The sequence below is a fragment of the Halalkalibacter oceani genome, assembly GCF_023715705.1.
Taxonomy (GTDB): Bacteria; Bacillota; Bacilli; order Bacillales; family Bacillaceae_D; genus Halalkalibacter; species Halalkalibacter oceani_A.
In genome coordinates, this window is record NZ_JAMBOS010000011.1 from 35,888 (window position 1) to 60,296 (window position 24,409).

Annotated in this window: 27 protein-coding genes; 7 read left to right on the plus strand and 20 right to left on the minus strand. The window is 47.9% G+C overall.

What is annotated here, in order from left to right; genetic code table 11:
- Positions 1-285 precede the first annotated feature (285 nt).
- From recO to rpsU, 16 genes are all read right to left on the minus strand, one after another.
- Positions 286-1,041 carry a DNA repair protein RecO gene (gene recO / locus M3212_RS11955; RefSeq protein ID WP_251194210.1) on the minus strand — a complete coding sequence of 252 codons (756 nt, stop codon included), beginning with the start codon at positions 1,039-1,041 and terminating at the stop codon, positions 286-288.
- Between the two features lie 42 nt (positions 1,042-1,083).
- Positions 1,084-1,230, minus strand: a complete 147-nt coding sequence (locus M3212_RS11960) for a YqzL family protein (RefSeq protein WP_251194211.1) — start codon at positions 1,228-1,230, stop codon at positions 1,084-1,086.
- Between the two features lie 348 nt (positions 1,231-1,578).
- Positions 1,579-2,490, minus strand: coding sequence for a GTPase Era (gene era / locus M3212_RS11965; RefSeq protein ID WP_251194212.1), 912 nt, complete (start codon positions 2,488-2,490; stop codon positions 1,579-1,581).
- A complete protein-coding gene (locus M3212_RS11970; protein WP_251194213.1) occupies positions 2,483-2,881 on the minus strand; it encodes a cytidine deaminase in 399 nt (132 codons plus the stop codon). The genes era and M3212_RS11970 overlap by 8 nt, the downstream gene beginning before the upstream one ends.
- Entirely contained in the window at positions 2,878-3,618 is a 741-nt protein-coding gene (locus M3212_RS11975; protein WP_251194214.1) for a DUF502 domain-containing protein, read from the minus strand. The genes M3212_RS11970 and M3212_RS11975 overlap by 4 nt, the downstream gene beginning before the upstream one ends.
- A 47-nt stretch (positions 3,619-3,665) precedes the next feature.
- Positions 3,666-4,055, minus strand: coding sequence for a diacylglycerol kinase family protein (locus M3212_RS11980; RefSeq protein ID WP_251194215.1), 390 nt, complete (start codon positions 4,053-4,055; stop codon positions 3,666-3,668).
- Positions 4,039-4,509 (minus strand): rRNA maturation RNase YbeY, encoded by a 471-nt coding sequence (gene ybeY / locus M3212_RS11985; RefSeq protein WP_251194216.1) that lies wholly within the window; start codon positions 4,507-4,509, stop codon positions 4,039-4,041. The genes M3212_RS11980 and ybeY overlap by 17 nt, the downstream gene beginning before the upstream one ends.
- Positions 4,506-6,680, minus strand: a complete 2,175-nt coding sequence (locus tag M3212_RS11990; protein ID WP_251194217.1) for an HD family phosphohydrolase — start codon at positions 6,678-6,680, stop codon at positions 4,506-4,508. Before M3212_RS11990 ends, ybeY begins: the two co-directional genes overlap by 4 nt.
- A 163-nt stretch (positions 6,681-6,843) precedes the next feature.
- Positions 6,844-7,806, minus strand: coding sequence for a PhoH family protein (locus tag M3212_RS11995; protein WP_251194218.1), 963 nt, complete (start codon positions 7,804-7,806; stop codon positions 6,844-6,846).
- Between the two features lie 5 nt (positions 7,807-7,811).
- Entirely contained in the window at positions 7,812-8,999 is a 1,188-nt protein-coding gene (gene yqfD, locus M3212_RS12000) for a sporulation protein YqfD (RefSeq protein ID WP_251194219.1), read from the minus strand.
- Between the two features lie 39 nt (positions 9,000-9,038).
- Complete coding sequence (gene yqfC, locus M3212_RS12005) at positions 9,039-9,329, minus strand: sporulation protein YqfC (RefSeq protein WP_251194220.1); 291 nt, start codon at positions 9,327-9,329, stop codon at positions 9,039-9,041.
- A gap of 242 nt (positions 9,330-9,571) precedes the next feature.
- Positions 9,572-10,117, minus strand: a complete 546-nt coding sequence (locus M3212_RS12010; RefSeq protein WP_251194221.1) for a hypothetical protein — start codon at positions 10,115-10,117, stop codon at positions 9,572-9,574.
- 36 nt (positions 10,118-10,153) lie between these two features.
- Positions 10,154-11,149, minus strand: coding sequence for a flotillin-like protein FloA (gene floA / locus M3212_RS12015; RefSeq protein WP_251194222.1), 996 nt, complete (start codon positions 11,147-11,149; stop codon positions 10,154-10,156).
- A gap of 22 nt (positions 11,150-11,171) precedes the next feature.
- Positions 11,172-12,512, minus strand: a complete 1,341-nt coding sequence (locus M3212_RS12020) for an NfeD family protein (RefSeq protein ID WP_251194223.1) — start codon at positions 12,510-12,512, stop codon at positions 11,172-11,174.
- Positions 12,513-12,691: 179 nt separating this feature from the next.
- Complete coding sequence (locus M3212_RS12025; protein WP_251194224.1) at positions 12,692-13,135, minus strand: GatB/YqeY domain-containing protein; 444 nt, start codon at positions 13,133-13,135, stop codon at positions 12,692-12,694.
- Between the two features lie 20 nt (positions 13,136-13,155).
- Complete coding sequence (rpsU, locus tag M3212_RS12030) at positions 13,156-13,329, minus strand: 30S ribosomal protein S21 (protein WP_003323311.1); 174 nt, start codon at positions 13,327-13,329, stop codon at positions 13,156-13,158.
- A gap of 268 nt (positions 13,330-13,597) precedes the next feature.
- Between rpsU and M3212_RS12035 the strand changes: the two genes are divergently transcribed.
- The 7 genes from M3212_RS12035 (at position 13,598) to M3212_RS12065 (ending at position 19,763) form a co-directional block, all read left to right on the plus strand.
- Positions 13,598-14,527, plus strand: a complete 930-nt coding sequence (locus M3212_RS12035; RefSeq protein WP_251194225.1) for a Na/Pi symporter — start codon at positions 13,598-13,600, stop codon at positions 14,525-14,527.
- Positions 14,528-14,573: 46 nt separating this feature from the next.
- Positions 14,574-14,975 carry a DUF4395 family protein gene (locus M3212_RS12040; protein WP_251194226.1) on the plus strand — a complete coding sequence of 134 codons (402 nt, stop codon included), beginning with the start codon at positions 14,574-14,576 and terminating at the stop codon, positions 14,973-14,975.
- A gap of 272 nt (positions 14,976-15,247) precedes the next feature.
- Positions 15,248-16,258 carry an ABC transporter ATP-binding protein gene (locus M3212_RS12045; RefSeq protein ID WP_251194227.1) on the plus strand — a complete coding sequence of 337 codons (1,011 nt, stop codon included), beginning with the start codon at positions 15,248-15,250 and terminating at the stop codon, positions 16,256-16,258.
- Positions 16,255-17,046, plus strand: a complete 792-nt coding sequence (locus tag M3212_RS12050; RefSeq protein WP_251194228.1) for an ABC transporter permease — start codon at positions 16,255-16,257, stop codon at positions 17,044-17,046. The genes M3212_RS12045 and M3212_RS12050 overlap by 4 nt, the downstream gene beginning before the upstream one ends.
- Before the next feature lie 3 nt (positions 17,047-17,049).
- On the plus strand, positions 17,050-17,835 hold the full coding sequence (locus M3212_RS12055; RefSeq protein ID WP_251194229.1) for an ABC transporter permease: 786 nt from the start codon (positions 17,050-17,052) through the stop codon (positions 17,833-17,835).
- A 402-nt stretch (positions 17,836-18,237) separates the two neighbouring features.
- Positions 18,238-18,546 (plus strand): PadR family transcriptional regulator, encoded by a 309-nt coding sequence (locus M3212_RS12060; protein ID WP_251194230.1) that lies wholly within the window; start codon positions 18,238-18,240, stop codon positions 18,544-18,546.
- A 17-nt stretch (positions 18,547-18,563) separates the two neighbouring features.
- Entirely contained in the window at positions 18,564-19,763 is a 1,200-nt protein-coding gene (locus tag M3212_RS12065) for a chromate transporter (RefSeq protein WP_251194231.1), read from the plus strand.
- 133 nt (positions 19,764-19,896) lie between these two features.
- Here M3212_RS12065 and M3212_RS12070 read toward each other — a convergent pair whose 3' ends face one another.
- The 4 genes from M3212_RS12070 to helD form a co-directional block, all read right to left on the minus strand.
- Positions 19,897-20,157, minus strand: coding sequence for a metal-sensitive transcriptional regulator (locus M3212_RS12070; protein ID WP_251194232.1), 261 nt, complete (start codon positions 20,155-20,157; stop codon positions 19,897-19,899).
- 147 nt (positions 20,158-20,304) lie between these two features.
- Positions 20,305-20,979 (minus strand): deoxyribose-phosphate aldolase, encoded by a 675-nt coding sequence (gene deoC, locus M3212_RS12075; protein WP_251194233.1) that lies wholly within the window; start codon positions 20,977-20,979, stop codon positions 20,305-20,307.
- Positions 20,980-21,272: 293 nt separating this feature from the next.
- Positions 21,273-21,788 carry a type 1 glutamine amidotransferase domain-containing protein gene (locus M3212_RS12080; protein WP_251194234.1) on the minus strand — a complete coding sequence of 172 codons (516 nt, stop codon included), beginning with the start codon at positions 21,786-21,788 and terminating at the stop codon, positions 21,273-21,275.
- Between the two features lie 166 nt (positions 21,789-21,954).
- A complete protein-coding gene (gene helD, locus M3212_RS12085) occupies positions 21,955-24,267 on the minus strand; it encodes an RNA polymerase recycling motor HelD (protein WP_251194235.1) in 2,313 nt (770 codons plus the stop codon).
- Positions 24,268-24,409: the final 142 nt, after the last annotated feature.

The following is a 24,409-nucleotide window of genomic DNA, read 5'->3' on the forward strand; positions in this document are numbered from 1 at the left end:
AAATTCGAATAAGAAAACTGCAAAAAGCTCCCGCCCCTATGTCAGATATACGACATAGGGACGAGAGCTTATTTCCCGCGGTTCCACCCTACTTATTTAAGCGGCTTCTCCCGCTTAAATCACTTTCCTCTTACGTGCTCCGGAGTGCCTTCCTTATCAGGCTAAATCCCTAGCTCACACCATCCTAGGTTCGCTTTCTTTACCTGCTGATAAGTACTTCTTTCCTTCTGCGCACATTATTCATTTAGTAGCATCATAACTGAACTTCCACTGCTCTGTCAATATTTATGAGGAGGGGAAATCCATGCGTTCCAGCTGCTCTAAAAACCGCTTTGACTTTAATTTCAACCCTGAATATTCATCATAATAGCTGGAAATAATCGTTTTCATCTGCTGTTTCGTCTCCGGCTTCAAGGAAATTTGTCCAAGTCGATCTAACTCAATATAAAAAAACAACCGTAACAGTCGCGCTACTTGAGTCGTCAGACGGTAAGCATGCGGATCGCGATACAAGCAGCGCCCACACAAAAAACCTGCTTCCTTCACTGAAAAGGCAGCCGGCTCATCGGCGCGGCCACAGCTTGCACATTGATCAAGCTCCGGGCGGATCCCGGCTACCGCAAGCATTTTCATTTCAAAAATATAGAGCAGAACGTCGCGATCCATTCCTTCATCGATATAATGAAGCGTCTTAGCCAAAAGGTCAAACAGCGCCGGATTCGGCTGCCTTTCGTCCGTCAGCTTATCGGTCATTTCGACGATGTAGGCCGCGTAGGCGGCCAAAAATAGATCGTGCCTGACATCTTTAAAGGAGTCGATGATCTCCGCCTGCTGGAGCGTCCCGAGTCCGCTGCTTTTCTGAAAGAGAAAGGTTCCATGAATAAAGAGCTGCGACACGGCCGTTAACCGGCTTTTCGGCTTTTTCGCCCCTCGTGCCATGACACCTATTTTTCCGAATTCCCGTGTATATAGGGTGACAATTTTGTTTGATTCTCCATAATCGGTTGTCCGTATCACAATTCCTTCTACTTTTTGCATCATTGAGGTTCACCACACGGTCTGATTGTGAGGTGTCAAAACCTTTTAATGGGTTGGAGCGTCAAATGCTTCACTTTCCTCCGTGTCCTCTTGTCCAAACTGATCGTCCGACTCACGTTCAAGCTCTTTCATTAACAAGTACGTATCCAGATTACCCGTCATTGAAAAGATTTTCCAGGAAAAATCGAGCATAACAGTTTTCCACCTTTCGTCATAAACGTCAACGCTCTATACTTGTATGATGACCTTGTTCACCCGTAATCATGTTAAGGAAATATTGCTAATTGACCGCTCTTGACAACGACACAATGACAAATTTTTCTTGCTTTCTTTCATCATAATCGTTTTCTTTTAAAAAAACAATGGCTGTTCGCCCAGACCAAAAAGCCACAGGGATAAAGCGCCCTGTTTCCGAATTGGAGCGGCTTCGCGGCGCTCGGGGAGAAGAAAAGCGCTTCTCCCCTTTAAAAACCCGGCGCCGGCTTCGCTCGCTCTTCGACCAAAAAGCCACAGGGATAAGGCGCCCTGTGGCTTTTTGGTCTAATATTCGTCTTCGCGGAAGCCGAAGTCGCGGAGGTGGGTTGGTTTGTTGCGCCAGTCTTTTTGGACTTTGACCCATAGCTCGAGGTAGACTTTGGAGCCGAGCAGCGTTTCGATGTCGGTCCGCGCCCGCTTGCCGACCTCCTTCAGCATCGCTCCCTGCTTGCCGATGATAATTCCTTTTTGCGAACTGCGCTCGACGATGATCGTTGCGCCGATGTAAACGGTATCGCTGTTATCCCGCCGCTTCATCTGCTCGATATTGACAGCTACGGAATGAGGGATTTCCTCGCGCGTTAAATGGAGCACCTTTTCACGGATTAATTCCGCCACGACAAAGCGTTCTGGATGGTCTGTCACCTGGTCGCTTGGATAGTATTGCGGTCCCTCGTCAAGATATTCCGTAATCTGCTCCATTAAAGCTGGTACGTTGTTGCCCTGTAAAGCGGAAATCGGGATTACTTCTTTAAAATCGTGTTTTGTCCGGTACGTCTCAATCACCCCAAGCAAATCATCGGGCGAGATTTTGTCAATTTTGTTAATAACGAGAAAAACAGGAGTAGCCGCCGTCTTTAAGCGTTCAATAATAAACTCCTCACCAGGACCAAACGCTTCAGCCGCATCAACGACATATAAAATCAGGTCGACTTCTCCAAGCGTGTTTTGTGCGACCTTCATCATGAAGTCACCCAATTTATGCTTTGGCTTATGAATGCCCGGCGTATCGATAAAAATAATTTGTGCTTCGTTACTCGTATAGACACCTTGAATTTTGTTGCGCGTCGTCTGCGGTTTATCGGACATAATCGCGATTTTTTGTCCGATAACATAATTTAACAATGTCGATTTTCCTACATTCGGACGGCCGATAATTGAGACAAAGCCTGATTTAAATTTTGTTTGATTACTCATCCATATCCTCCGCTGTAAATGCTCCGGGGAGCAATTCTGCCACCGTCATCTCGACGGTATCACCTTGTAAATTTGTTAACACTACTTTTGTGTCTGGTCGGCACAGTTCGACCATCACCTGCCGGCATGCCCCACATGGCGGGACGGGGCGGTTTGTATCCGCCACGACGGCAATCGCCTGTACGTCACGGTTTCCTTCCGAATATGCTTTAAACAATGCGGTCCGCTCCGCACAATTGGTAAGGCCGAAGGAGGCGTTTTCGATATTAGCGCCGTGATAAATCGTGCCGTCCGCCATTAACAGCGCAGCTCCTACCGGGAAATTTGAATAAGGTACGTACGCCTGCTCTCGGGCAAGCTTGGCTTCAGCAATTAGCTGTTGGTCGGTCATTCTTTCTCATCCTTTCGCTTGGAGCGCACATGAATGACCATGTTCGCTTCATCTACTTGTGTTTCCATCTGATCAACAACCGCTCCTGGATCAGGAGGGACAACGACTCCGCCTGAAATAATAAACTTCAAGCCTTGTTCCACAGACATGTCGAGCACAATCACATCCTCCTTCGGTACAAGGACGAGCCAGCCGGAGGTCGGATTGGGCGTGGTCGGCAGAAAAATATTAATGCAATCTTTCGTTGTCAGCCGTTGCACCTCTCCTTTTGATTCTCCCGTTTGAAACCCTACCGTATAAAGACCTTTACGGGGATATTCCACAAGCACAACATTTTTAAACGAGGTGCGCTCCTGGGCAAACGCATGAATCACCTGCTCTACAGATGTATAAATTGAATTGGCAATCGGGATTTTCCGGAATGTCCGGTCGATCGAGCCGAAGATTCCTTTTCCCCTCCCCTGAAGCCGCATTGCTCCAACCCAGGTAACTAAAAGAATGGTTAAGACAAACCCGATGCCGAGAAGCCGTTCAGAGAAAGGGGTATAGACGCCAAGAAAGTAAATGCGCCCATCATGTGTCGTAATAATATTTAACGCCTTCAGCACTCCTGTAATAAAGGAACCGAGAAAAGCATCCACCAGTCCAAACAGGAGCTGTAAGACATATATCGTTGCAATAGCCGGCAATAAAAAGATGATACCGGCAATAATGTTTTTCTGAAACCTCTTCCACACGGGAGGTTGCTCCTTTCGCTCAGACTCTTTGATATCAACGGCCCGTCCTATTTCAGCAATCGAAGTATCGGCGGAAGAAACAGGATGATACCAATCACGACGGCAAACAAACAATACGTGAAGACAGCACCGGCGGCAATATCCTTTGCCCGCTTGGCCAATGGATGAAACTCCTCCGTGCAGAGATCGACGACCCGTTCAACCGCCGTATTCATCATTTCCAAGGCAAAGACTCCTGCTATCACCAAGAGCAAAAGAACCCAGTGCAAAAGCGGGAGCCTTAAAAAACCTGCCAGCGCAAGAACAACTGCTGCGATGATCAAGTGAAGCTGCATATTCTTCTCATGTGTGATCACATCACGAACTCCCTGCAAAGCAAAAGCAAAGGCTGCCAGTAACCGCTTGACTCCTCTTCTATTTCTATCGCGAAAGTCCATAGGCGCTCAAGATATCCTCTTGGCGAGAGAACATTTCTTTCTCTTCGTCTTCGTTAAGATGATCATAGCCGAGCAGATGCAGCATTCCATGTACCGTTAAAAAGCCAAGCTCCCGCTCAAAGGAATGGCCGTATTCTTCTGCCTGGGAACGGATATGGGAAACCGAAATGATGATATCACCGAGGACATTTGGAAGCCCTTCAGCGACGACATCAAGCTCCTCTTCATCCTGTTCGTTTAAGGCAAATGAGATGACATCTGTCGGCTGATCCTTGCCGCGATAGTCACGATTGATCTCCTGAATACGATCAAGGCTGACAAATGTGACCGATACCTCAGTCTCCCCTTCCACCTTTTCCAATTCGGCGGTTTTCGCCAGCAGCTCCTTAACGAGGTTTTGCTGAACCTCCGTGATCGTTGCCGTTTCATCGTTAATATCAACAGTTAGCTTCATTTTTTGTCTCCCTTTCCTTTTACATCCTCCGGATATTCAATCCGTTGATGGAAGGTCCCTTTTAACGTTTCACAAATCGAAACTGCGATTTTATCCAGCTCTTTCAACGTCAGGTCCGATTCATCGAATTGCCCGTCTTCCAGACGGCTTTGGATGATTTTGCGCACGAGTGACTCAATTTTATCAGGAGTCGGCTTTTGAATCGTCCGCACGGCAGCCTCGACGCTGTCGGCAATTCCGACGATCGCGGCTACTTTCGTTTGCGCTTTCGGTCCCGGATAGCGGAATTGCTCCTCAGGCAACGGATGGTCGGAATCCTGATTCGCTTTATGGTAAAAATACTTTAATAAGGTTGTGCCATGATGCTGTTCGGCAATATCAATAATTTCTTTTGGCATTTTGTATTCCCGCAGCATATCGGCTCCATCGTATGGATGGGCGATAATAATCGTTTTACTCAGCTGTGGTGATATTTTATCATGCGGATTCTCCATCTTCATCTGGTTTTCAATAAAGAAATGAGGCCGCTTTGTTTTTCCAAGATCGTGGTAATAGGAGCCGACCCGGGCCAGTAAGCCGTTCTCGCCGATCGTTTCGCAAGCCGCTTCTGACAAATTCCCAACGACGACGCTATGATGATAGGTCCCCGGCGCCTCGACTAAAATCTTGCGCAGCAACGGATGGTTCGGATTTGATAATTCAATCAGCTTTGTCGTCGACAGAATGCCAAAGCCCGCCTCAAAGAACGGCAGCAATCCGATTGTCAGCACGGCCGCCGTAAACCCTGACAAAAAGGCAAATCCGACATGCATGCCAAGCTCGATCCAGTTGCTTTGCACAGTTTTCAAAAAGAGCAAAGATGCCACCGCGATAACGTTAATCGCAGAAACGAACAGTCCCGCCAGCAAGATCCGTGAAATTCGCGTCGACCTGCTTAGGAAATAGGCACCGGCGAACGAGCTGAACAGCATATAGAAGCCGTAGGTGAAATGAAACGTTCCGGCACTGTTCGGATCACTGTAAATGACGCTGCCGATCACGGCAAAGATAATGCTCGTAAAAATCGCAAGCCGGGTATGGATCAGAAGCGTAATCAGCATCGCTCCTAACGAAACAGGAACGACAAAGCCAATCCCCTGAACTTGAAAGACTTCTAAAATACTTGTAACTTTAATCAGGGAAACCGTCAAAATAAAAATCAGTGTAAACATCAGCAGATGACTGTTATTGCGCTGGACCGAGGTCTGCGATTCATTTACATAATAAGCAAGCATGCTCATGATAAGCACGACGAGCAGCGCCAGCCCGATATACGGATAAATGTTAAAGGAATCGTCCAGCAATCCAACAAGACGAAGCTGTTCGTAGAGATCGTGATTAATAATCTCTCCTTCTTCGACGAGCAGCTGCCCTTCGCGGATGATCACCGGTTCGACGCTTTCCGCCGCCTCCTGACGCAGACGCTCTGTCGCTTCGGCGTCATAAATGTAGTTTGGAATAATCGCAAACTCGGCGATTTCCACCATTGCCTGCAATAAACGGTTACTGACGGTGGAAAACGAAATTTGATTGCTGACGTCACTCTTCGCTTCAGCGAGATCGCGAATCGTGACCCGCTCACTCATAATCTCATATACGGCATTGGTCGTCGCTTCCCTGGCAATTTGCAGCTGCGTTGGCGATGCGGAAAGTAGCGTAAGCAATGTTTCCTCGCTCAGATCATTGCTTGTCCCATCCGAAAGCTCCTGCTCAACAAGGGCCAGCTGTTCATTCAGCTTCTCTTCCTGTGAAAGCTCCGATTCCGTCTCAGCCTCCGCTTCGGCAGTCTCATAGTCACTTTTCACCTGAAGGACAAGCTCAAAAATGTCATTGACTTTTACTACCTGATTTTGCGCATATTCGCGTTTCTGGTCATAAACTGGAGCGATCGCATCAATCGCTTCATTTTGTCGCCGCTCCGTTTCCACTTTATTTTCTACGGTAATAGGTGAACGAATATCCCGATCGGCAATTTGCGAAAGGCGCACATCGAGCGTGTCCGGAATTACGCTTCCGAGCATAAGCAAGTATAGAAGAATCCCCATGATAAAAAAAAGGATTGTGCGAATATATTGATGGTCACGTAGCTGTTTCCACCATTTTTGCTGATCTATCGGCGCGCGTCTTCTCATGATCCTTCACCCCGGTTCTCCTTTAATATCCCTTTTTACTTTTGAAGAAAGAGGCTGCCTCCCTGTCATCTCCGCAAGCAGCGCCAATGACAACTAGTTTCGAGTCAGCCTCTTCCTTATAAAGCGCCTCCTCTAAAAAGACGTCTTCTCTTTCCACTTTTCCTTACTCGTCCCCGCTTTGGTCATAGGCTTGGATAATTTGTTGAACAAGCGTGTGGCGTACGACATCCGATTGCTGCAAATAAATAAAGGCAATGTCTTTTACCGCGGTTAAAATGTCAATCGCGACCTTCAATCCGGACTTCTTGCCTTTAGGCAAATCAACTTGGGTCAAATCACCATTGATTACCATTTTTGAACCGAAGCCGAGACGGGTAATAAACATCTTCATCTGTTCTTTCGTCGTATTTTGCGCTTCATCAAGAATGACAAACGCATCGTCAAGCGTCCGACCCCGCATGTAGGCGAGCGGAGCGACCTCAATCGTCCCACGCTCCATTAAGCGGGCCGTCTGCTCAACGCCAAGGACGTCATGTAAGGCATCGTAAAGGGGACGCAAATAAGGATCGACCTTTTCTTTTAAATCGCCTGGCAAAAAACCGAGACTTTCGCCAGCTTCAACCGCCGGGCGGGTGAGCACAATCCGTTTGACCAGCCCTTCTTTAAGAGCGGTAACAGCCATCACAACCGCAAGATAGGTTTTCCCCGTACCAGCCGGTCCGATTCCAAAAACCATATCCTTCTTTTGAATAGCTGACACATAGTGCCGCTGACCGAGCGTCTTGGCCATAATCGGCTTCCCTTTAACGTTCACGGCAACTTTTTCATTATAGAGTTCATTCAGCTCATTAAGACGATCCGCCTCAGCGAGCTGGACGGCATAAACCACATCCCGCTCCGAGACGGTTATGCCTTTTCTAATCAGTTCAATCAGAGCTGCAAGAATCGAATGAACAAGCGCCACCTTTTCTGCTTCCCCCGTCACCAGGACTTCCTCTCCCCTTGTGACGAGCGTGACAGCCAGTAATTCTTCAATCCGCTTTAAATGTCGATCATTCGGACCGAGAAGCGCCTGGGTTTCGCTCGCATTCTTAACTTCCAGCTGAATGGTTTTCGTTTCTGACAATAGACTCAATCTCCTTGAATAATCGGCTTCTCCGATGTAATATCTTCGAGTACTTGGTAATGAATCTGTAAGTTAACTTTACCATTCCCTACGGCTTCGTGCAAAACTTTTTCGCCAAGGATTTCCGCTCCTTCCGGTAAATGTTTCACTAAATCGACACGAGCCCGTTCTTTCGCTGCTTCAATCGCTTCCTCCTTTGTGTACGAACGTGCATACTGATCTGTTTCATAATAATCAATTCGCTTGTACGACAACGGAAGCGTCCATTTCCAGATCCGAACCGGATTTTCCTGTTCAAATGGCTGATAATTCTCTAACGTTTGCCGGGAAAAGCCCCATATCGGCACGCTAATGTCGGAAAAGGTCAGATAGTGCTTCGTCTGCCTTTCTCCGGTCAATGTCGAAAACACTGTCTCAAGTGGAATGGAAACCGTTGACTTGTACCAAATTTCTCCACGTACAATTGCCTGGGCCGGTACGATCTCCGCCTTATCTTCTTTTCCAATATATCCGGAGACGAGAATATCGCCCTTGCGCACAAAATCATTCGGCTTAACCATTGCCTGGCCATGCTCAACGAAAATATCGTGAATGACCGCTTCCTTTGTCGCGATCAGATGACGCGGGCTGTGCCGTTCCGCTTCCTCCGGCAGTTGTTGCTCAACGACTTCGAACTCAAAGGTCGTCCCTTTTTTCCGTACACCAACCCATGTCGCGCCGGCGACCGCCTCTGTCACATCACGCTGAATCAATTCGACACTGGGAAGCGAAAAGTGAAACGCGCCCGGCTTAATCCCCATTTCCGTCATCACTTGGCGCAGCTCATGCTCTACTTGTGGAGAAGCACCTTTAATTTCGATATGCCAGATCATATTGGATAAGACAAACATGATCGCAAAGAAGCTGCACAGACCGACGACAAAGCCGGAACGTCCAACCATCCGCTTGAAAAAGAAAGGCCCGCCGCGCTTCTGGATAAATGTCGCATTACAGCTTGTCAGACGCAACAGCGGTCTTAACCGCCGGACATCCTTTACGTACATGTAGAAAACAATCCGACTTTCGCTAATGCGGCGAATTTGCCAAATCGTGATCTTTTCCTCTATGCAACGATTGAGCAATCGCTCCGGGTAAGCGCCATCGACGCTGACTCGCACATATCCATAAAGCAGGTTGGTGATAGTCGTATTCATTGTTAATTGTCTCCTCCTTTAACACTCGGTATACGTCACTTATGTATCGGTGTCATCTATATACAGAACCTGATCAATTCTTCCTTCCAGCAATAATTCTTCAGGCAATATCGTCTTAATGACAAAGTGATCTCCTTTAATTAAGAGGTGTCCATTTTTCAAGAGCAATCTAAGCTCCTGATTTGAGAAGCGCAAGACCCCACGGTGATTCTCGATGTAAATATGAAGCTGACCGATCATCGTAATCCGTGGCAGGTCCATCATGACATCAGCGGGAAGCTGCATTTGTTTTGTCATCCATGTTGTCAGCTGCTGCCTAACCTTTTTCATTTTATCCTGCACCCCCTCTCCTTCATCTTTATGTGAAAGCGGCGTTGGATAGCACTCAAATCTGCACGGGGAGACCCTGCTGAACGGCTGGACTTCTGCGACTCTTCCATCGGGAACGCTATGAGCGTCGAGACCAGCTTACAAATAACGAACATACGAACCCTTTTTTTGTTCATTCCCACGCAAAAAAAAAGCAAGTCTTACCGGATAAAATGTATCCAGTAAGACTTGCTTCTTACATGTTAGCGGGGACGCTGAAAGGTTTGATGCGGCTTGCGCGCCCGTGGCTGACCGAGCACTTCAGCCCAGACAACAGCTTTCATCGCCTCATTGTTGGACAAACGGTTTAACTGAAGATCGAGCTTCTCGTTTGCACGCTGTGGCGTTTGCTGGCTGTTTCTTGCTGATTCGGCCGCCCGTTGTTGCCGGCGGCGCGCCTCCTCATAGCGTTTCTTCAGCTGTCTCTGCTCCTCTTCTATCTCGGCGACCGGACTCTCAAACTGCACCTCAGCTGTCTGCCGGGGCTGCTCTTCGCCCAAGCCGTCTGGTCCAGCATAAGTCGACCTGCGCGGACGTTCCGGCTCAGCTTCCTCCTGCTGGAAAATCTCACGCCAGTCGATTTTTCCCTGCCCCTGTTGCGGGCGACCGGAGCGTTGCTGCGGACGTGACTTCTGCCGCTGCTGCTCATTCTGGTTACCGCCTAAACGGTTAAGGAAGCTGATGATCCCGCCGATGATGATTAAGACGAGGAAGATATTGTTGAAGATAAACTCAAGCAAATTTTCCATTATGCGTTCTCCTCCTTATCATCTTGGGGAGACTTCTTATTGATTTTTGTCAGTATGAGAATCATTACCGTCTGTAGCTTTACTGATCGAGTCACGCATGTCAGTATCGGCCATCACATTTTGATAATTCATATAGTCCATGACACCCATGTTTCCTTTACGCAATGCTTCGGAAAGCGCCATTGGTACTTCGGCTTCCGCTTCGACAACTTTCGCGCGCATTTCCTCGACCTTTGCCTTCATTTCCTGTTCCTTCGCTACGGCCATCGCGCGACGCTCTTCCGCTTTCGCCTGGGCAATCTTCTTGTCGGCTTCCGCCTGATCGGTTTGCAACTCCGCCCCGATGTTTTTACCGATATCGATATCGGCAATATCAATTGAGAGGATTTCAAATGCCGTTCCGGCATCAAGCCCTTTGGCAAGGACAGTTTGTGAAATCATATCTGGATTTTCAAGCACCTTCTTATGGTTGTCAGCTGAACCGATTGTCGAAACAATCCCTTCCCCGACACGGGCGATAACCGTATCTTCACCGGCACCCCCGACAAGGCGGTCAATATTGGCCCGCACTGTAATACGCGCCTTCGCCTTTACTTCAATCCCATCCATCGCCACACCGGCAATGAACGGCGTTTCAATAACCTTTGGGTTAACGCTCATTTGTACCGCTTCAAGCACGTCACGTCCGGCAAGGTCAATCGCTGCCGCACGTTCGAAGCTCAAATCAATATTCGCGCGTTGCGCGGCGATGAGAGCATTGACGACGCGGTCGACGTTCCCTCCGGCAAGATAGTGACCTTCAAGCTTCGATGTACTCAGATCAAGTCCCGCTTTTACCGCTTTGATTAACGGATTAACAACGCGGGCTGGAATAACACGACGTAAGCGCATTCCAACAAGCTCGAAAATTCCGATACGGACTCCTGCAGCTAATGCGGAAATCCACAGCATAACCGGTACAAATGTAAACAGTACCGCTAACAAAATGATGATGACTGCCAAACCGATTAAAATGGTAATATCCAATGGCATCTTCTCATTCCTCCTCTTTTTTTCATTCCTTTACTTCACGTACAACAATTCGAGATCCGGCGGTATAGACGATCTCAACTTGCTTTCCCTGTCCAATATAGCTTCCCTCGGTAACGACGTCAAGCCGTTCCTTTCCAAAAACAGCGGAACCTGACGGTCGGAGGGGGGTAAGTGTTTCCCCTTTAGCACCGATCAGCTCTGATCTTGTCACATTGCTGATGTACCCTTTTTCCGTGCTGGTCGAATCCGTGTGCACCACCCTTTTCATCGGGCCTCTTTGCCCGAAATAGCGGAAAATAAAGACAGCGGCAATCGCCGTCACGACAAAGGCAATTGCAAGAGAAATCAGCATAACGGTCGTTGAAAACGAAGCAAGCAGCATCCCGCCGATAAGCGCGCCAATTCCCAGCAGACCGAAAATTCCAAACCCGGGGACAAAAATTTCAACCAAAATCAGAATAAAGCCAATGATAAACAGAATCAGTGCTTCCAAACCGGCAAATCCAGCAAACATATGGCCGAAGAAAAATAGCAGCAATGCTGAAAGACCCATAATGCCCGGAACTCCAAATCCGGGTGAATACAATTCAAGCACCAGCCCGAGGCTCCCGACTGACAAAAGGATCGGAATAACGATTGGGTGGGTAACGAAACGCGCCAACTGCTCAGCAAATGTGATCTCCATCTCGCGTTCAACGGCATCTTCTAAGCCAAGATGGGCCAACAGCTCTTCGCGACTCGTCACAATCGCTTCCGCATAGTCGATCTCCAGCGCCTGATCGGCCGTTAAGGTCAACAGCTCTCCGGCGGGGGCGCCAAGTTCAGGCAGGTCAATCCGTTCATCGGCCATCGCCGCGGCATAGACCGGATCGCGCCCGTTTAATTCAGCTGCACCGCGCATTTCCGCAAGCCAATAGGACTGCGTTTTCTCTTCCGCAGCATTTCCGGCGCCGTCAATAACCTTCGCTGACCCCATCGTTGCCCTCGGCGTCATAATAATTTGATCGGTATTCAGTGCGATGTAGGCTCCCGCTGAAATCGCCTTGCTTCTGACAAACGTAATGACGGGCACATCCGTTTCCTGGATGAGCGTAGCGATATCTCCCGCCGCATCGACGGCTCCCCCCGGGGTATCCATTTCGAGTACTAAATGTGTCGCCCCTTCGGCAATCGCCGTCTCAAATGACCTTTTCATAAAGGCTTCCAGACCACGTTCAACCGTCTGTTCCACCGGGATGTAATAAACGAGTGGTCCATCTCCTCGTTCTTCATAGCTATGTACAGCGGATGCCGGAACAAGGAAACAGCAGACGACGACAAACAGCAACAGGGAAACAGCGAGCCACTGACGTCTTTCTCTCATACCTTCCCTCCTCTCTTTTTTTCTTATCTTCTTCTTACGGATAAACGACACGGATGGTTTCACTTCTTTCAAAAATATTTTATCCTCTATCATTTTCTTTAGCAAATTTGTCCTGCCATCCTTCAAACAAAAAACGCTCCATCCCCCGTTTTAAAAGAGATGAAGCGTTTGTGTCATAGTTATGATAAGTGTTGTTGCACGAGACGATTCACAAGACCACCATCAGCTTTTCCTTTAACCTTCGGCATGATTGCTCCCATGACCTTACCCATATCTGCTTTGGTGGTAGCTCCGACTTCTTTAATCGTTGCTTGAACGATCTGCGAAACTTCTTCATCAGAAAGCTGCTCTGGCATATAGTCCTCAAGCACAGTAATTTCATCACGTAGCTTGGAAGCTAAATCTTCACGGTTTGCTTGTTCAAACTCATGGAGGGAATCCTTGCGTTGTTTCAGTTCGCGATTAAGCACCGTAAGGCTATCATCGTCTGTCAACTCACGTCCGAGCTTAATTTGCTCGTTTTGCAACGACGACTTTACCATACGGATGACCGAGAGTTTTTGCTTTTCCTTGTTCTTCATCGCAGTCTTCATATCCTGATTTAAACGTTCAAGAAGATTCAATGGAAACACCCTCTCACCAATTAGAACTTACGTTTTCTTGCTGCTTCAGATTTCTTCTTGCGTTTCACACTCGGCTTTTCGTAGTGCTTGCGCTTTTTAACCTCAGCCAACGTTCCTTCTTTAGAGAGTGATCTCTTGAAGCGACGAAGTGCAGCATCAATCGATTCGTTTTTGCGAACACGAGTTTCTGCCATTATATTTCCCTCCCTCCGAAACAACCAACTCAAGACATACATCTCTTCATGCACGTCTTATAGCATTATAATATAGAGAGATATGCTGGTCAACTTAAAATCAGGAAATAAGCGAAAAAAAAGGCGATCTCATCACCTCCCGCTCCAATCTTATTAATGTAAAATAATATCCTCCACCCCGCTCCCCCATCCGTTATTCCGACGGATTTTTTTCTTGTCATGCTTGTCAGCGTTTGTCCATAGAGTGAATAGAGAGGTGAGTGGCGTCATGAAAGAGTTATTTTCCTTGCTTGCTGTTTTTATCGCTTTATTTCTATTTGGGATGACGGTGATGCGCGCGGGACTGCTGCACCTTGGAAAAAGCAGATTTCAATCCCTGATCGAACGGATGACGCGAACGGCCTGGATGGGGCTGTTGATCGGCGCTTTCGCGACCGCGGTCCTGCAAAGCAGCTCGGCGATTATGGTGATGACGGTCGGGCTGGTCGCTGCCGGATTGCTCAGCTTCCGAAACTCAATCGGCATTATTCTCGGGGCGAACATCGGCACGACGATGACAACCGAACTGCTGGCACTCGACCTTACGATGTTCATTGGGCCGCTGCTGCTTTTAGGCTTGCTTTTTTTACTGCTGCCTCATTCCGCCGCTTACTCATTTGGCTGCCTGTTTTTTGGCCTTGCCTGTATTTTTATTTCCATGAACGGGCTGGAGCAGCTCGCCTATCCGCTGGCAACGATCCCGTTTGTCCATTCATTTTTCGACTTAACGAATGAGTACGAGCTGTTAGGGGTCGGGATCGGCACTTTGCTGACGGCCCTGATTCAATCGAGCACCGCGACTACCGCCATCGCGATGGGATTTATGAATGATCATCTGCTCGAGCTGTCGGCCGGCATTTCAATTATGCTCGGCGCAAACATCGGTACATGTATTACGGCGTACCTCGCCAGCATCGGTTCAGGTAAAAACGCCAAGCAAGTTGCCTATGCCAATATCTGGTTAAACGTCCTGGGCGTGCTCCTGTTCCTTCCATTAATCGGCTGGCTTGGTGATCTGGCCAGCAGCCTTAGCTCAGTACCGATGACGCAGCTCGCCCATGCGAGTTTACTCTTTAATCTTGTTTGTTCTCTTGTTATGCTGTTTTTAGTCACGCCGTTTATCCGCTTTATCGAGTGGCTTCATGCTGATCTCCGCTAACCGGGAAGCGCGTATCTTTGCAATGCTAAAAAAAGGAGGCGACATCTTGGGCATACCAAAACCTCTCGTCCAATTGAACCAGCTTTTTATCGTGATCACGGTCAGCGCCGGACTGCTTTTTTCAAACTGGATCTTGCTGCTCCCTTTTCTCAACGGCGTCATTACTCTGCTGAGAAAGCGCAATCCCTTGATTGAAGTCGCCAGCCTCTTCCTGAGAAAGCCTTTATTTTCCTATATTCAGGAAGACCGAAAGCAGCAGCTTTTCAATCAATGGATCGCGACGGTCTGCCTCGGCTTGGCGCTAATCAGCTCTCTCTTACACTTCGACCGTCTCACTTTAGTTTTCGGTCTTGCCGTCGCAGCAGCTGCATTGCTTGCTCTTTTCGGCTTCTGCATTGGCTGCACGATCCGCTATCGCTATCTTATGTGGAAACAACGCCAATCCTAATGACTGCTTCGACCTTGAGACAAAACTAGCTTTGGACCTTTTGGCAATGGCTTCACACGCCACAAGCCCGTTGTGAGAAACCCACTCACAACGGGCTTTAAAAGATCGTGGCGGTTCCGCTCATTGCTTAGAGGCTAAGCAGAAGGTAAACAAAACAACCTTTTGGTCCAGCCTCTTTTTGGCGCAGGCATCGAGTCTGATGCTTGCTGTCGTCCTTCCTTAGAGGTAAACTATACTTTGTTTTAATAGAGTAAGAGCTTGGAGGAAGATAAATGGACATCAAGCAAAATATTATACAGGTCACCAACTTACGGAAAGAGTTTAAATCCTACTCAAGCCGGTCGGGTCTGACCGGCGCCTTTCGCGATTTATTAACGCGGAATTATAAAGTGATGGCTGCTGTCGATGATATATCCTTAACGATTAAGCAGGGGGAGATGGTCGGCTATATCGGCGAAAACGGCGCAGGTAAATCAACGACGATCAAAATGCTGACAGGTATCCTGACGCCGACTTCAGGCACCGTACTCGTTAATGGGATGAATCCACACAAAGAGCGTGAACAATTCGTCCGGACAATCGGTGTTGTCTTCGGCCAACGCTCTCAGCTCTGGTGGGATATTGCCGTGCAGGAGTCATTCAGGCTGTTAAAGAAGGTGTATCGCGTCTCTGACGAAGATTACAACTCGCATATGGGTCATGTGATAGAGACATTGGACATCGGACCGTTGCTGGACAAGCCGGTCCGCAAGCTTTCTCTCGGCCAGCGGATGCGCTGTGAATTAGCCGCCGCTCTGATTCATAACCCGCCGCTGCTCTTTTTGGATGAGCCGACAATCGGGCTTGATGTACTCGTCAAGCTGAAAATCCGGGAATTTTTAAAGGAAATCAATCAAACGTACAATACGACGATTTTATTGACTACGCACGATCTCAGTGACATTGAAGCGCTTTGTGAACGGGTCGTGCTCCTCGATGAAGGAAAAATCGTCTATGATGGCCGGCTTGATCAGCTTCAGGCCGGGGCGGTCGAAGGAAAGCAGGTCGAATTCGAGTTTCTTGAACCTGTTACGGCTGCTAATCTGCCACAGCTTCCGCAAGTCTACTGGGAACAACAGGACGAGACGACGTGGCTCGCTCACGTCAATGGCGATGAACGCGCTGTATCAAAGCTGATCAGCACCGTTGTCGAGGCTAATCCGATCAATAATGTCCGCCTGAACAAGGTGTCGACTGAGGAGATTATCCGCAAGATTTACGAAGAAGGAATGGCGATCTCATGAGTTCCTATATCGAAATGATTCGGATCCGCTTTTTAATGATGCTTGCCTATCGGACAAATTATTATAGTGGCATTTTAATCTACAGCATTAATATCGCCGCCTATTACTTTTTATGGACGGCAATCTATAGCGGCAAGGAAGATATCGAGGGGCTGAGCGCGCTGCAGATGACGACCTATATCGCCGTAGCCTGGATGGCGCGCGCTTTCTATTTTAATAATATTGACCGCGAAATCGCGATGGAAATTAAAGAAGGAAAAGTCGCGATTGAAATGATCCGTCCCTATAACTATTTAGGGATGAAAACGATGCAGGCGCTCGGTGAGGGCATCTTTCGTCTGTTATTCTTTTCCGTGCCCGGAATGGTGATCGTCGCTTTGCTGTTCCCGGTCAGCTTTTCCGCAAGCGCAACGACGTGGCTCTTCTTTTTTGTTTCTCTGCTGTTCAGCTTTATTGTCAATACACAAATCAATTTGCTGACGGGGATTTTAACGTTTTTCTTATTTAATAATTCGGGCTTGATTCGTGCGAAACGAGTCGTGATTGATTTATTTTCCGGCCTGCTTCTTCCGATTTCTTTTTATCCGCTGTGGGCCCAGTCGGTCATGATGTATCTGCCATTTCAGGCGATCAGCTATATTCCAAGCATGATTTTCACTGAAGGATTCAGCGGCAATGAAATGTATACCGCCTTGATGCTGCAAGCCTTTTGGGCCCTTGTTTTGCTGATCCCACTTCAGCTCCTATGGATGTTGGCGAAAAAACAGCTGATCGTGCAAGGAGGTTAGCTGATGTTCTATTTATCCATTTTCTTTCAATATGCCTCACAGTATTTAAAAACGCGGCTCACGTACCGGGTCGATACAGTTGTTGAAATCTTTTCAGACTTATTATTTCAAGCGGTTAACTTTGTCTTTATTTTAGTCGTCTTCGGTCATACTACTTTGTTAAGTGGCTGGAATCGGGAGGAAATCATCTTTATTTATGGCTTTTTTCTCGTCCCGTACGCCTTCTTTAGCGCCTTCTTCAACATTTGGGATTTCAATGAGCGCTACATTGTCAAAGGTGAATTCGACCGGGTTCTGACAAGACCGATTTACAGCCTGTTTCAAATTATAATGGAAAGGATGGAGCTTGAATCGTTATTCGGAGTGATCACCGGGATTGTGATCATGCTCTATGCCGGATCAAGTCTCGACTTGTCCTTTGCCTGGTATGACGCGCTCGTCTTTGTTGCGATGGTCGGCGGCGGCACGCTCATTTACGCTGGTATTTTTATCTCAATTGCCAGCATCAGCTTCTGGTCGGACAGCCGCACCGACATTATGCCGATGATGTATAACATCGGCAACTACGGCCGCTACCCGGTCGACATTTACCACCGTGTCATCCGCTTCGTCCTGACGTGGATTTTGCCGTTCGCCTTCGTCGGCGTCTATCCGGCCGCTTATTTCCTTGAGCGGGAAGAGTGGTATGGCTACGCCTTTCTAACACCGGTGATGGGGCTGATCTTTTTAACGCTCTCCGTCCTGCTCTGGAACGCCGGAGTCAAAAAATACCGCGGAGCCGGAAATTGATGAGAGTGGGATAAAGGTTGTTTTTCCCTTTTTTCCCACTCTCTAAGCAATGAGTGGAACCGCCACGATCTTTTAAAGCCCGTTGTGAGTGGGTTTCTCACAACGGGCTTGTGGCGAGTGGAGCCATTGCCAAGACTGCGGACACTTTTGACCCTTTTTCCCGAAGCAGCGAGGTGAACTGCCCATCCAACAATCGATAGGATAGTAGATAAGGAGTGACTCACTTTTACTATGTGACACTCCTTATTATTTTAAACAAACGCTTTTCTACTGAGCCCCTTCACATATCCATGTAAAGATTTCATTAAGAATACCTGGTCGTTATTGTGGAAAAGGAAGTGTTTTGGTAGATTATCGATATCGGCTTTCGATAACACTTACAACTAAAAGGAGGATGGTGCTTTGGAGGAAAAAGTTTTGCGCAAACTGTTTTTAGGCTTCATTCACATTCACATCCTCCATCATGCGAAGGAGCATCCGATTTTCGGCCTGTGGATGCTGGAAGAATTGAAAGCACACGGCTATCAGATCAGCGCTGGAACATTATACCCAATTCTGCACTCGATGGAAGAGGATGGGCTTTTGGCGAAGGAAGAACAGAAGGTCGAAGGAAAAATTCGCAAATACTACTCGACTACTGCTAAAGGCGAACTGGTGCTAAACGAAGCAAGAGCGAAAGCATATGAACTCTTTAAAGAAATAAACGAATAATAAGGAAGGTGATCACTATGCCGGACAACCGGACATCGACTTTCAAGTCCTTACTGGAAATTCTGCTTGTTTCCACAAGGCTCGGCTTCACTTCATTTGGCGGTCCGATCGCTCATTTAGGCTATTTTCACGAAGAATATATCCGTCGCAGGAAATGGATCGACGAAAAAAGCTACGCCGATTTAGTTGCGCTCTGTCAATTTCTCCCGGGTCCCGCGAGCAGCCAGGTTGGTATCGGGATTGGAGTGATGCGTGCGGGCGTATTGGGAGGGATTGTCTCCTTTATCGGCTTTACCCTTCCTTCGGTAATTGCCCTTATTCTTTTTGCATTAGCGTTGCATCAGTTTGGATTCGATGACAGCGGCTGGATACACGGGCTGAAAATTGTCGCTGTCGTCGTTGTCGCTCATGCGGTTTTAGGAATGGCGCAAAATTTAACACCGGATCTGCAAAGAAGAACGCTCGCTCTTCTCGCGCTCGTTGTTACGCTGTTGTGGCAAACGGCCTTTACTCAGGTCGGTGTGATTCTGGCAGCCGGATTTGCCGGGTTTTTGCTCTATCGCCAGCAAACGCTTGATCATTCGGCGAGCGAGGCAAAATTCCCGATTTCGCACCGTTTTGCTGCGGTCTGTTTAACGTTGTTTTTCGCTTTACTCGTTGCGTTGCCCATTTTGCGGGAAGTATCCGGTTTGCAGGCGGTGGCGTTGTTTGACAGCTTTTATCGCGCCGGCTCGCTTGTCTTTGGCGGAGGTCATGTCGTATTGCCTTTACTGGAGCGGGAATTTGTGCCGACCGGCTGGCTTACGGAAGAGCAGTTTCTGGCTGGATATGGTGCCGCGCAGGCCGTTCCTGGGCCGCTGTTCACATTTGCCGCTTACATTGGCGCGGTGATCAATGGCTGGCAAGGAGGACTACTTGCGACAATTGCGATCTTCTTACCGGCATTTCTGCTTATTTTCGGAACGTTGCCGTTTTGGCAATCATTGCGGCAAAACGCCAGCATTAAAGGGGTATTAATGGGGGTCAATGCCGCGGTTGTCGGGATTCTCTTTTCCGCGCTCTACCAGCCAATCTGGACGAGTTCGATTCTCTCCGCGATCGACTTTGCCTTTGCGGCGATTTTGTTCGGCATGCTTGTCTTTTGGAAGCTGCCGCCGTGGGTCATTGTCCTTACAGGGGCCGCAGGGGGATTTTTGCTGGCGTTAGGCGGGGCTTAAAGGTTGTTTTTATCTTTAGCCCCGTGTAAATAAGTGGAAGCTCCATAATTTTTCAAATCCCGTTGTGAGTCGGTTGCTCACAACGGGATTGGGGTTTGGCTCGGATTGATTTAGATGCTAAGCTAGTAAACTACTAGCGGCTTTTGACAAGAAGCTGAATCGCCTGTTCAACGGCCTCCTCTGTCTCTTCGCCTTTTTCCACCTGTTCTAGCAGACGATGCTGCATATTTTTCGCTACGATGTAGGCCATCGCCTTATCCATCGCGGATTTCGCAGCTGACATTTGCGTAATAACAGATTTACAATCCTGCCCCTCTTCCATTAAACGCAACACGCCTCTCACTTGTCCTTCTATCCGTTTCAAACGATTTTTCATCTCTGGCGTATATTCCATTGAGTATCCCTCTCTTTCACGAGATACCGAGCTTCCTCAACCGGCACGTCAAGATCCGGCTTGTCCAATGTCTTGCAAATGGCTCGGTTTTCTGACTCATAATACTCACGTAAGCATATAATTAATCACCAAAAACTGTCAATCGTTTTAATAGTCTGATTCACCTTTTTCACCGTTAACAATCGCAACTCCCGCACTAGCCCCGATTCTCGTCGCACCGGCTTCGATCATCTTCCGCGCTCCTTCTAAATCACGAACGCCGCCAGAGGCTTTCACTCCGATCTCCGGACCGACCGTTTCCCGCATCAGCCTAATATCTTCCACCGTCGCTCCGCCGGTTGAGAAGCCGGTTGATGTCTTGACATAATCGGCGCCAGCCCGCACCGCTATTTGGCACGCTCTCTTTTTTTCTTCGTCGGTCAGAAGGCAAGATTCAATAATGACTTTTGTTAATGCTTTCCCTTTAGCAGCTTCGACAACCGCCCGAATATCGCGTTCCACGTATTCGTCGTCCTTTGCTTTTAAAGCGGCGATATTGATGACCATATCGACTTCGCCGGCTCCATTTTCAATCGCATTGACGGTTTCAAAGTGCTTGACCTCCACTGTCGATGCCCCGAGAGGAAAGCCGATCACCGTGCATACTTTGACGTTTTCTTCATCCTTTAACAGCTCGGCGGCGAGCTTCACCCATGTCGGATTGACGCAGACGGAAGCAAATTGGTACGTCTTCGCCTCTTCACATAATGTTTCGATCTGGTCCTTTGTTGTGTCGGCCTTCAAGGCTGTATGATCAATAAATGAAGCAATGGATTGAGTCATTGGTTGCATCCTCTTTTCTTTAAAAAGTTGTCCGTACATCTTTTTTTATCCTAGCATAAAAGCGAAAGAGAAACGAGACTTACTTTTCTTAATTGCAATGCACGGTGCCCCTGCCATGTTTTACGTCAATCACCAAGTGGGCTTCATGGTGATTGACGCGCAGGGTGCGGAGCCATTGCTATTCTTTCCAACTCTCTTGAAATGGCTACATGGGTGACTGGAATTTATTAAATTCTTATCCTACAAAAAAGCGCACACTATCATAGTGATAGTGTGCACCTTTTGCTTACTCTTTATTTCAATACATTCAGCGATTCACGGTTAAAGGCAGGTAAATCGTCCGGCGTCCGACTCGTGACGAGGTTTCCGCCACAAACGACTACTTCCTTATCATGTAAGTTCGCCCCGGCATTTTCGAGATCAACGTGAATTGATTTATATCCAGTCACGTCCCGGCCTTTAAGGACCTTGGCTGTAATTAAAAGCTGTGGACCATGACAAATAGCCATAATCGGCTTCTTGCTTTCGGCAAATTGCTTTGTGAATGTCACAAAGCGGTCATCGGCACGGAGCATGTCCGGCGAAAAGCCTCCCGGAATAAAAAGCGCCTCGAAGTCATCCGGTTTCACATCGTCAATGCCTTTATCAATCGTTACGGTCGCTTCTTTGTTTTTCCCCGTAACGGTAGTCCCGCTTTCTTTTTCAATCGTCACAATTTCATGACCTGCTTCCTTAAATGCTTTGACAGGCTCCGTATACTCAGAATCCTCAAATAAGTCTGTTACGACAACAGCTATTTTCTTACTCACGTATATCACTCTCCTGTTTCAGTCTACTCTTACGATACCCCTTTATGGATAAATAAAACATGTGATTCATTACCGAATTTATCGCGTCATTATCGTAAACAAATCGAAGAGCGCAGGCTCCCCTGCATGACGAACGAACAAGTGAAAATCGACCGTTGCTGAAAAATCACTCTGTTAAAAACAGACTCGGCTCCCCGACGCAGTAAAGCTGTAAGCGATGCATCGCTCTCGTGCAGGCAGTATAGAAAACGCGGCGCAGACTCTCTTCTCCATATACCTGGTTCGACGCATCATAGATGATGACGGCCTCGAATTCGATCCCCTTCGACAAATAGGACGGAACGACAACGACACCCTCCTCATATTCGACCGAGCTGCTTTTTAACAATTTGATGGTCGCAATATCAGCAGAAAGAGCATCATAGGCACGCCCGCTCTCTTCGGCTGATTTGCAAATAACAGCAATGCTGGTAAACCCTTCGTTTTGTAAATCTGCGATTTTCGCAGCAATGCAGCGGTGCAGTTCGTCCTGACTCGTCACTTGCTGCAGCCCGGGCTGCTCCCCGTCACGTTCAAATGGAATAATTCTTTCGCCAGCCGGAACGAGATGTCTCGTAAATTCGATGATTGGCTTTGTTGACCGGTAGCTTCGTGACAAGTTGATAACCTCTGTTTGATCCGGACCATACAGGCTTGTAAGCGTGCTGAAATCGACCATTTCGCTCGCATGGGCGAAGATCGCCTGATTAAAATCACCGAGCACCGTCATTTTTGCCGCAGGAAACAACCGTCGCAGAAATTCAAATTGAAACGGGGAATAATCCTGCGCTTCATCAACGACGAGATGTTTAATCGAATTGTTTATTTGAAAGCCTTGAATCAGCTCTTTCAATAGCAGAAAAGGAGTAGCATCCTCATAATAAAACTTCTCTTCATCGAGCATTTCGAGCGTTAATTGACAAATTTCGGGCCATTCATCCGGAACCTCACCCTCTATCCACGCACTGATTCGCTGAGGATCTGCAAAAAGCTGTCTGTACATCTCCTTTATGTCGAGGAAACGAAGCGCGCGGATCTGCTTTTTCAACGGCCTTACTTTCTGCTGAACAATTAGCCGGGCAAGCGCTTCCGGCTCGATTTCATAGTCGGCAACCGCTTCTCTTTGAAAACCGCGCTTTTCCGCCAAATAGCGGTGTGCCTTATGATATTCTTCATTGCTGAGCAGCTCGATCTCCTCCTCGACCCAAGGCTTTGCCCTTTCGCCCTTCTGGACTTCTTTCACCTGCTTCATCAGCCACTCCTGCAAGCTTTCAAGCCTGTTATGGAAGCGAAGGGTCGTATCATGGCTATAAAATCGTTCCGTTATTTGCTGCGCCGTAACGACCGGCTTCCCTCTGAACATGATATCGGTGAATTGCATTCCAGCTACTTCGAGGGATTGTCTGTAGGATTGAAGCGCCTGAAAAAAATGAGCTGAAGCTTTACATGTGATCGCCGCAACCCGTTGCCTGTACGCCGGAGCATTTGCCTGCGTCAACACATATTCCAACTGCTCGTAAGGGGTTTCCACTTGAAATTCCTTGCTGAGCCGCCGGTTCAAATATTGCTGGAATGTGACCTGCTGCATATTTTCCTCCCCAAGCTCCGGCAAGACATTAGATACATAGCTGCTAAACATCGGATTCGGTGAAAACAAAATAATTTGATCAGCATTCAGCTTATCTCGATATTTATAAAGTAAATAGGCAATCCGTTGCAGAGCGGCTGACGTTTTTCCGCTTCCGGCCGCCCCGTGAACAATGAGCAGCCTTCCGCGGTCATGACGAATGATCCGGTTTTGATCCTGTTGAATCGTCGCGACGATATTGTGCATCTGTTTATCGGTCCCTTTGCCAAGCACCTCTTGCAAAATTTCATCACCAATGGTTAGACTCGTGTCAAACATGGAGTGAAGCACGCCAGCGCGGATCAGATACTGCCACTTTTTCTCCAGCTCACCGTAAACCTTCCCTCCTGGTGTTTCATAGACAGCCGGCCCCGGCTCGTAATCGTAGTAAACACTCGAGATCGGTGCTCGCCAGTCATAGATAAGAAAATCTTCTCCAGCGGCGTCACTGAGCGCGGAGATGCCGATATAAATTTGTTCCTGGCCGGCGACACCTTCCTCCGTAAAATCAATCCGTCCGAAGTAAGGAATCTCATGCATCCGGCGTAGCGTTGCTAAGCGCTTTGAGGCGAGTCGGTGACTGCTCTGGCTGACGGACAAAGCCTGAGTCTCCTGGCGTAAGCCGATAATCGTCTCCAGATAATCATCAAATGTATCGGTATTCACCTTAACTTCATCCCAAAAATGTTTGCGAATTTGAACGACTTCTTTTTTATGCCTTGAGGTTTCTTCTTCCAACCTGCTGATTTCCTCTGCAATAATTTCCGTTACACGGCCGACCCGATCTTGCTCCTTTTGTCGTTCGATATTCATAGCAACCACTCCTTAAAAAGTATAAGCCTTTCTTTTTCCAGGCACGGAGCCTCCACCACGGTTTGAGCCGGTGCTTTCCTCGAACCAACCCCGAAAAATTATATTCTTTCTCACCTTGAAAAAAGGCTTGACGAACTACCCA

Bases quoted from the DNA above. Each gene is read 5' to 3' on its own strand.
- M3212_RS12065 (WP_251194231.1), top strand. From the start codon at position 18,564: ATGCCGGACAACCGGACATCGACTTTCAAGTCCTTACTGGAAATTCTG.
- M3212_RS12050 (WP_251194228.1), top strand. From the start codon at position 16,255: ATGAGTTCCTATATCGAAATGATTCGGATCCGCTTTTTAATGATGCTT.
- M3212_RS11960 (WP_251194211.1), bottom strand. From the start codon at position 1,230: ATGCTCGATTTTTCCTGGAAAATCTTTTCAATGACGGGTAATCTGGAT.
- yqfD (WP_251194219.1), bottom strand. From the start codon at position 8,999: ATGAATACGACTATCACCAACCTGCTTTATGGATATGTGCGAGTCAGC.
- M3212_RS11980 (WP_251194215.1), bottom strand. From the start codon at position 4,055: ATGGACTTTCGCGATAGAAATAGAAGAGGAGTCAAGCGGTTACTGGCA.
- recO (WP_251194210.1), bottom strand. From the start codon at position 1,041: ATGATGCAAAAAGTAGAAGGAATTGTGATACGGACAACCGATTATGGA.
- M3212_RS12045 (WP_251194227.1), top strand. From the start codon at position 15,248: ATGGACATCAAGCAAAATATTATACAGGTCACCAACTTACGGAAAGAG.
- M3212_RS12035 (WP_251194225.1), top strand. From the start codon at position 13,598: ATGAAAGAGTTATTTTCCTTGCTTGCTGTTTTTATCGCTTTATTTCTA.
- rpsU (WP_003323311.1), bottom strand. From the start codon at position 13,329: ATGGCAGAAACTCGTGTTCGCAAAAACGAATCGATTGATGCTGCACTT.
- helD (WP_251194235.1), bottom strand. From the start codon at position 24,267: ATGAATATCGAACGACAAAAGGAGCAAGATCGGGTCGGCCGTGTAACG.
- M3212_RS12055 (WP_251194229.1), top strand. From the start codon at position 17,050: ATGTTCTATTTATCCATTTTCTTTCAATATGCCTCACAGTATTTAAAA.
- ybeY (WP_251194216.1), bottom strand. From the start codon at position 4,509: ATGAAGCTAACTGTTGATATTAACGATGAAACGGCAACGATCACGGAG.
- M3212_RS12010 (WP_251194221.1), bottom strand. From the start codon at position 10,117: ATGGAAAATTTGCTTGAGTTTATCTTCAACAATATCTTCCTCGTCTTA.
- floA (WP_251194222.1), bottom strand. From the start codon at position 11,149: ATGCCATTGGATATTACCATTTTAATCGGTTTGGCAGTCATCATCATT.
- M3212_RS11990 (WP_251194217.1), bottom strand. From the start codon at position 6,680: ATGAGAAGACGCGCGCCGATAGATCAGCAAAAATGGTGGAAACAGCTA.
- M3212_RS12070 (WP_251194232.1), bottom strand. From the start codon at position 20,157: ATGGAATATACGCCAGAGATGAAAAATCGTTTGAAACGGATAGAAGGA.
- M3212_RS11970 (WP_251194213.1), bottom strand. From the start codon at position 2,881: ATGACCGACCAACAGCTAATTGCTGAAGCCAAGCTTGCCCGAGAGCAG.
- era (WP_251194212.1), bottom strand. From the start codon at position 2,490: ATGAGTAATCAAACAAAATTTAAATCAGGCTTTGTCTCAATTATCGGC.
- yqfC (WP_251194220.1), bottom strand. From the start codon at position 9,329: ATGAAAAAGGTTAGGCAGCAGCTGACAACATGGATGACAAAACAAATG.
- deoC (WP_251194233.1), bottom strand. From the start codon at position 20,979: ATGACTCAATCCATTGCTTCATTTATTGATCATACAGCCTTGAAGGCC.
- M3212_RS12020 (WP_251194223.1), bottom strand. From the start codon at position 12,512: ATGAGAGAAAGACGTCAGTGGCTCGCTGTTTCCCTGTTGCTGTTTGTC.